The following is a 7,151-nucleotide window of genomic DNA, read 5'->3' on the forward strand; positions in this document are numbered from 1 at the left end:
CCTTTTTCATGGGCCATTTTTTGCTGCTTTCTCTCGCAGCGTGGGACCGGATGGCCCAAGGAGAGTTGTAAACAAGACAAGGTTCTGCGCTACTATGGTCCAGAACACCTTTTTGCCCGGAGTTGATTAATGCGTTTCCTCGTTCTTGCTGCCGCACTGACCCTACCGCTTCCTGCACTGTCCGCCGGGGGTGGTACCATGACCCCGCCAACGCCGAGCGAGACAACCAAGACCTGTAAAGGCAAACAGGTCTGGGACGAAGCAAAGGGGCGCTGTGTACCGCCCAAAGAATCTTCGCTGAACGAGGATGGCTTGTATGATGCCGTCCGCGAGCTGGCCTATGCCGGGCGCAACGAAGATGCTCAGGCTGTCCTCTCTGCGATGGCGGATCAGGCGGATGCGCGGGTGCTGACCTATTGGGGGTTCACCCACCGAAAGCTGGGCAATCGCGCCCTGTCGCAGGCCTATTACGACCAGGCAATCGCTGCCGACCCTGACAATCTTCTGGCCCGGTCTTACATGGGGCAAGGCTTTGTCGAGGAAGGTCAATTTGGTTTGGCCCTGGCAGAGTGGAAAGAAATTCGCGCCCGCGGCGGCGTTGGAACCTGGCCGGAAACCTCTTTGCGTCTGGCGCTGGAGACCGGTGCCACAACAAGCTACTGAGCTTCAGCTTTTCTTTACCGCTTATGGGATAGTTACTAGTGGACCGAAAAAGAATCTTTTTGGCTAGGGTGCTAGAATGCTGCAAGACGATATGTTGGCGCTACCGATGACCACCGACGGTGGTGGGATGGGCGATTTTTCTGCTCCGGCTCCGGCCGGGATGGGCGGAATGGGGGGCGGCTCTGTGTCTGCGCCAAAGCTCAGCGGGAAAGCCAAAGCTGCCATTGTTGTGCGCCTTTTACTCAATGAAGGTGCGGATATTCCCATCGAAGACCTGCCTGATGAGTTGCAAATGGAATTGACTCAGCAGATGGGTAAGATGCGTCTTGTCGACCGCGAAACGCTCTATGCTGTTGCCGCTGAATTTGCTGAAATGTTGGATAATGTCGGCCTAACCTTTCCCAATGGCCTGGCCGGCGCCCTGACGGCCATGGATGGGCGGATCAGCCGCCAAACCGCCAGTCGGCTGCGCAAAGAGGCCGGCGTGCGCCAGTTTGGCGATCCTTGGGAGCGCCTCAAAGCCCTCCCCCCTGAAGATCTTGCCTCCCTTGCCGAAGCCGAAAGCATCGAAGTTGCAGCGGTTCTGTTGTCCAAACTTGACACCGCAAAAGCTGCCCAGATGCTTGTTCACTTGCCAGGAAATGTGGCGCGCCAGATTACCTATGCCGTAAGCCATACCAGCAATGTCACCCCGGATACCGTTGACCGTATTGGGCTTTCTCTTGCCGGTCAGGTCGAGGCACGACCTGATCTTGCCTTTGCGACCACGCCAGGCCAACGGGTTGGCGCAATTCTGACCGAAGCCGCAGCCGCAAAGCGCGAAGAAGTTCTCATTGCGCTGGAAGAAGAAGACGAAGCCTTTGCCACCGATGTGCGCAAAGCCATCTTCACCTATGGCCTGCTGGCACAACGGATGCAGCCACTGGACGTGCCCAAGCTGATGCGCGTGCTGGCTATTCCAGACCTAGTGACCGCCATCGCCTTTGCCACCGACGAAGAAGATATCGCCACCAATGATTTCCTGCTCGACAATATGTCCAGCCGTATGGCCACCAATATTCGTGAAGAAGTGGCAGAGCGCGGCAAGGTCAAGCGCAGCGATGGCGAAACCGCCTTTGGTTTGATCGTTTCGGCAATGCGCGACCTCGTTACCACCGGTGAGATTGAGCTGATCTCCGACGAGGACGAAGAGTAAACCCAGCCAATCGCAGCGGCCCATCGCTGCCACGCGCCCATCGGAGCGGCGTTGTGCCCCCTTGGGCATTGGCATGGTCTTCGGTTGTGCCCTGTTTCACCAAAGGTTATGGTCCGTTTCTGATCCATATCCCTGCAGGCAATCCGCTCTATGCCCCTAGATCCTTCGCAACTGACGCAAAAACAACGCGTCTCTTATTTCGTCGAAAATATCGCTTTACGCGGGGTCTTGGGATTGGCCGGGTTTGTGCCCTATCGCTGGCGCATTCCGCTGATTGGTAAACTGGTAAGCGCCCTGGGACCACTGGTGGGATTTGATCGCAGAATTCGTGACAATCTGGCCCTGACCTGCCCCGAACTGACCAAGCCCGAGGTTCATCGCCTGTGCCGTGAGGTCAGCAACAATGCCGGGCGCACCATTGCCGAGCTCTACGCGGGGGCGCCATTTGTGGACCGCGCCAAGGCGGCGCCGATCAGCGGCGACGGACTGAAGGCCCTGGAAGAGACCCGTGCCTCCGGGCGGCCGGTCATTCTGGTCACCGGCCATTTTGGCAATTACGACGCTGCCCGCGCCGGATTGATCTCACGGGGGTTTTCCATGGGCGCGCTGTATCGGCGCATGGCCAATCCCTTTTTCAACACCCACTACGTGCGCACCATCAGCCACATTGGCACCCCAATGTTCGAACAAGGCAGGCGCGGCATGGTGGAAATGGTGCGACACCTGAAAAAAGGTGGAATTATTGCAATTGTCGCCGATCTGCATGTGCATGACGGAGAGCTGATAGATTTCTTTGGCACACAGGCTGTCACCTCAACGGTCCCGGCTGAGTTGGCCTTGAAATACAATGCCGCCCTGATACCGGTCTACGGCGTTCGCCAGGAAAACGGCCTGGATTTTGAGATCATTCTGAACCCTGAAATCCCCGCTTCGGACCCTGTCACCATGACACGGGCCATATGCGATGATCTGGAAAGCATGGTGCGCCGCCACATGGGACAATGGTTCTGGATTCATCGGCGCTGGAAGACACTTGGCTTTACCCCTGCGCCCAAGAAACCGTCAAAAGGCGAAACCTCGGCCAAGCCGCAATCCTGACCATTCCCTTATTATTCAACCGCCTAGAATTTCCTTTTAAACCAAAAGTCACATTTCTAAATGCGGTTACTCGACCTGAGCGGCGGCCAATACTGGCCCAAAGGGGCCCTGCTGCACCAAAATGGCCGCGGGCTGCGCCCCGTCATAATCAACTGTATAGGCAGTAGTTTGTTGCCCGTCCCAGATTGCAACCTGCTGAAAGTCATTGACGATATTGGCATAGTCGATCTGACGACCTGCCAGTTCTCCCCGGGTAATATCCACGGTTTCCAGGGCTGTGTAGCGCACCAGCTGAATGGCAATCGGCCCCTGCGGCAAAGCTCCCTGTGGCGCCACTGTTACCGTGAGACGTCCCCCCTGGCGCTGCAGCGCAAGCGCCACAGGACGTGGGCGCGCCTGATAGGCTGAAATGGCTTCAGCAAGCCCCATGACGTCGTTACCAGAAACATCCTGCTGTCCCATGACGATCATTTGCGGCGTGTAGATCATCCTGCGCCCGTTGACCTGCGCATAGCCCTTTTGCCTGTCGGTGTTGGACGGGCTGGCAAAGAAATCTTTCCAGCCGATGTAGTCCCAATAATCAACATGCAGCGCCAGTGCGATGACATCTGGTCGCTGTGCCAAATTTTTCAACACCGCATCTGCCGGCGGGCAGGACGAGCACCCCTGCGAGGTGAACAGCTCCACCACCACCGGCTGCGACGCCCTGTCGGCAGCCTGTTGCGCCAGGCCTCCATTTGGCAAGGCAAGACACAGGACAGCTGACAGAGCCACAGAGAGGGCTGTGACAAGGGGTGGTTTACGTCTCATAACGAATACTTTCTGCTACTGGCCTGTTTGATCTACTGCGCAGAGACAAGCAACGCCAATCAATCATTCTTGAGCCCGTCGTGGGCCTCGGCGTTGTTAGCCTGGGCATTTGGTAGCCTTGTCACTGGTTTGTCATCGTTTTGGCGCGCCTCTGCTATTGTGTGTCATCCGGTGCAATGGCACAAAAACAGAAGAGAATTCCGTGTTTCATGCACCAGAGGGAGGCCAAGATGCCCATTACCGTTGGACAAGACACCGCCAAAACCCGTCGCACACTCCGCTCCGGCGACAGGTCGATCTCTTATTATTCAATTACTGCCGCCACCGAGGCCGGGCTGGGTGATTTCTCCAGACTGCCCGCCGCCCTGAAGGTGGTGCTGGAAAACATGCTGCGGTTTGAGGACGGTGGCTTTTCGGTGTCGACCGATGACATCAAGGCCTTTGCAGAATGGGGCGCCAAGGGGGGCAAGAACCCGCGAGAGATCGCCTATCGCCCTGCCCGCGTGCTGATGCAGGATTTCACCGGTGTGCCCGCCGTGGTGGATCTTGCCGCCATGCGCGACGGTATCAAGGCCCTGGGCGGCGACGCCCAAAAGATCAACCCGCTCAACCCTGTCGACCTGGTCATTGACCACTCGGTGATGATTGACGAATTTGGCAATCCCCGCGCGTTTCAGATGAATGTGGACCGCGAATATGAGCGCAACATGGAGCGTTATCAGTTCCTGAAATGGGGCCAGGGCGCCTTTAACAACTTCCGCGTCGTGCCCCCCGGCACCGGCATCTGTCACCAGGTAAACCTGGAATACCTGTCCCAGACCATCTGGTCGGACACCGATCAAAATGGCGAAGAGGTTGCCTATCCTGACACGTTGGTTGGCACCGACAGCCATACCACCATGGTCAATGGCGTCGCCGTGCTGGGCTGGGGTGTTGGCGGCATTGAGGCCGAAGCGGCGATGCTGGGCCAGCCGATCTCGATGCTGATCCCAGAGGTCATTGGTTTTGAGCTCACCGGTGCGATGGTCGAGGGCACCACCGGCACCGATCTGGTACTCAAGGTCGTGGAAATGCTGCGCGCCAAGGGTGTGGTTGGAAAGTTCGTCGAATTCTTTGGCGCCGGTCTGGACCACCTGCCACTGGCCGATCGCGCCACCATCGCCAATATGGCGCCCGAATATGGGGCCACCTGCGGCTTTTTCCCGATTGATGGTGAAACCCTGCGCTACCTGCGCAACACCGGCCGCGACGAAGATCGTCTGGCGCTGGTGGAAGCCTATGCCAAGGAAAACGGACTGTGGCGCGGTGCCGATTATGCGCCGATCTATACCGATAGGCTGAGCCTGGATATGGGCACCATCGTGCCTGCAATCTCCGGCCCCAAACGGCCACAGGACTATGTGGCGCTCAGCGAGGGGCAAAGCGCCTTTCGCCGCGAAATGGAAGAGACATTCAAGCGCCCCATGGGCAAGCAGGTTGCGGTCAAAGGCGAGGATTACACCCTGGAAAGCGGCAAGGTGGTGATTGCCTCGATCACCTCCTGCACCAATACCTCCAACCCCTATGTGATGATCGGCGCTGGTCTGGTGGCGCGCAAGGCCGCCGCCCTGGGGCTGGACCGCAAGCCCTGGGTCAAAACCTCTCTGGCGCCGGGCAGTCAGGTGGTCTCTGCCTATCTGGAGGCCGCAGGCCTGCAGGCGGATCTTGATAAGATTGGCTTTAATCTGGTGGGCTATGGCTGCACCACCTGTATCGGCAACTCTGGCCCGATCCAGACAGAACTGTCCGAAGCAATTGCAGCTGGCGATCTGGTCGCGACCTCGGTGCTGTCGGGCAACCGCAATTTTGAGGGCCGGATCAGCCCCGATGTGCGCGCCAATTACCTCGCCTCGCCACCGCTGGTGGTGGCCTATGCCCTGGCTGGCACCATGGATATCGACCTCAGCCGTGATGCCATTGGTCAGGACCAAAACGGCCAGGATGTCTTCCTCAAGGACATCTGGCCCTCGACCAAGGAAATCGCGGACCTGGTCGAACAAACCGTCACCCGCGAGGCTTTCTTGTCGAAATATGCCGATGTCTTCAAAGGCGACGAGAAGTGGCAAGCGGTGCAAACCACCGCGGCCGAGACCTATGACTGGCCCGCCCAATCCACCTATATCCAAAACCCGCCCTATTTCCAGGGGATGGGGCCGACCCCCGGCAGCATCACCAATATCACCGGTGCCAAGGTGCTGGCGGTGCTTGGCGATATGGTCACCACCGACCACATCTCTCCGGCGGGCGCCTTTGCAACCACCACACCTGCCGGCCAGTATCTGCTGGAGCTTCAGGTGCAGCCCCGTGAATTCAACTCCTACGGCTCCCGCAGGGGCAACCACGAGATCATGATGCGCGGCACCTTTGCCAATATCCGCATCAAGAACGAAATGCTGGCCCAGACAGACGGCAGCCCGGTTGAGGGCGGCTATACAAAAGGACCAGATGGGCAGCAGACCTCGATCTATGAGGCCTCAATGGCCTATCAGGCGGCAGGCACTCCGCTGGTGATCTTTGGCGGTGAACAATATGGCGCCGGCTCCTCGCGGGACTGGGCCGCCAAAGGCACTGCGCTCTTGGGCGTCAAGGCGGTGATCGCTGAAAGCTTTGAGCGCATCCACCGGTCCAATCTGGTGGGCATGGGGGTGATCCCCTTTGAATTCACCAATGGCGACAGCCGCAAAAGCCTCGGCCTTACCGGGGAGGAAACGGTTTCAATCTTTGGTCTCGACACCATCCAGCCGCTGCAAAATGTGCCCTGCGCCATTACCTTTGCTGATGGCACGGTCAAAGACATTACCCTGAAGTGCCGCATAGATACGGCGCCAGAGATCGAATATGTCGAAAATGGCGGCGTGCTGCACTACGTTCTGCGCAATCTCGCCAAATCCTGAGACAGTGAAAGCCCTCTGATCCTGACCGGCGCTCTGGTAGAGCGTTGGTCAGGAGAGAGGTTTTGAGGAGGTCACAGATTGGTCAAAACTGTGCTGATCACCGGCGGTGCCCATGGTATTGGGCGCGCCATTGCTGCGGTGTTTCACCCGGACAATAATGTGGCGCTGACCTGGTGCCACCGCGCGCCGGATACAACTGTGAATGACAACCAATTGTTTCTGCAGGCAGATCTCACCCAGGATGGCAGCGCAGAACAGGTGGTAAAGGCCACCATGGCACGCTTTGGCCGGATTGATGTCATCGTAAACAACGCGGTTGTGTCTCGAATCTGGTGGAAATTCTCTGGCGGCGTTCTCCGAGCATGTGGATTTGGGCCTGATCAGGCCGCGAGGTCAAGTCTGATCGGGGCGATGGGCTGAGCCAAGGTTTCCCAGCCATCGACCTTTCGCAT

General features: G+C 58.1%; 6 protein-coding genes. 5 read left to right on the forward strand and 1 reads right to left on the reverse strand.

The genetic code is table 11. The features are described 5' to 3' along the window. The first annotated feature begins 129 nt into the window (after positions 1 to 129). The 3 genes from QZ268_RS11780 to QZ268_RS11790 all read left to right on the forward strand — a co-directional run bounded on the left by QZ268_RS11780 (position 130) and on the right by QZ268_RS11790 (position 2,956). A complete protein-coding gene (locus QZ268_RS11780; RefSeq protein WP_295452649.1) occupies positions 130 to 663 on the forward strand; it encodes a hypothetical protein in 534 nt (177 codons plus the stop codon). A gap of 76 nt (positions 664 to 739) precedes the next feature. After that, positions 740 to 1,858: a FliG C-terminal domain-containing protein gene (locus tag QZ268_RS11785; RefSeq protein WP_295452651.1), complete on the forward strand. Its 1,119-nt coding sequence runs from the start codon at positions 740 to 742 to the stop codon at positions 1,856 to 1,858. A 150-nt stretch (positions 1,859 to 2,008) separates the two neighbouring features. Beyond that, positions 2,009 to 2,956: a lysophospholipid acyltransferase family protein gene (locus tag QZ268_RS11790; RefSeq protein ID WP_295452654.1), complete on the forward strand. Its 948-nt coding sequence runs from the start codon at positions 2,009 to 2,011 to the stop codon at positions 2,954 to 2,956. A 66-nt stretch (positions 2,957 to 3,022) separates the two neighbouring features. On the opposite strand, the gene QZ268_RS11795 is transcribed toward QZ268_RS11790, so the two are convergent. Then, the gene (locus tag QZ268_RS11795) at positions 3,023 to 3,766 is read right to left on the reverse strand and encodes a DUF1223 domain-containing protein (protein WP_295452656.1); all 744 of its coding nucleotides are present in this window, start codon (positions 3,764 to 3,766) and stop codon (positions 3,023 to 3,025) included. A 230-nt stretch (positions 3,767 to 3,996) separates the two neighbouring features. On the opposite strand from QZ268_RS11795, the gene acnA reads away from it, so the two are divergent. Together acnA and QZ268_RS11805 are read left to right on the forward strand one after the other, a co-directional pair. After that, positions 3,997 to 6,699, forward strand: a complete 2,703-nt coding sequence (gene acnA / locus QZ268_RS11800) for an aconitate hydratase AcnA (RefSeq protein ID WP_295452658.1) — start codon at positions 3,997 to 3,999, stop codon at positions 6,697 to 6,699. A gap of 78 nt (positions 6,700 to 6,777) precedes the next feature. After that, positions 6,778 to 7,119 carry an SDR family NAD(P)-dependent oxidoreductase gene (locus tag QZ268_RS11805; protein WP_295452661.1) on the forward strand — a complete coding sequence of 114 codons (342 nt, stop codon included), beginning with the start codon at positions 6,778 to 6,780 and terminating at the stop codon, positions 7,117 to 7,119. Positions 7,120 to 7,151: the final 32 nt, after the last annotated feature.

Origin of the sequence: uncultured Pseudophaeobacter sp., assembly GCA_905479575.1 — a bacterium.
In the GTDB taxonomy this organism is placed as follows: domain Bacteria; phylum Pseudomonadota; class Alphaproteobacteria; order Rhodobacterales; family Rhodobacteraceae; genus Pseudophaeobacter.

Coding starts and splice junctions, on each gene's coding strand:
- QZ268_RS11790 (WP_295452654.1), top strand. CDS start 2,009: ATGCCCCTAGATCCTTCGCAACTGACGCAAAAACAACGCGTCTCTTAT.
- QZ268_RS11780 (WP_295452649.1), top strand. CDS start 130: ATGCGTTTCCTCGTTCTTGCTGCCGCACTGACCCTACCGCTTCCTGCA.
- QZ268_RS11785 (WP_295452651.1), top strand. CDS start 740: ATGCTGCAAGACGATATGTTGGCGCTACCGATGACCACCGACGGTGGT.
- acnA (WP_295452658.1), top strand. CDS start 3,997: ATGCCCATTACCGTTGGACAAGACACCGCCAAAACCCGTCGCACACTC.
- QZ268_RS11795 (WP_295452656.1), bottom strand. CDS start 3,766: ATGAGACGTAAACCACCCCTTGTCACAGCCCTCTCTGTGGCTCTGTCA.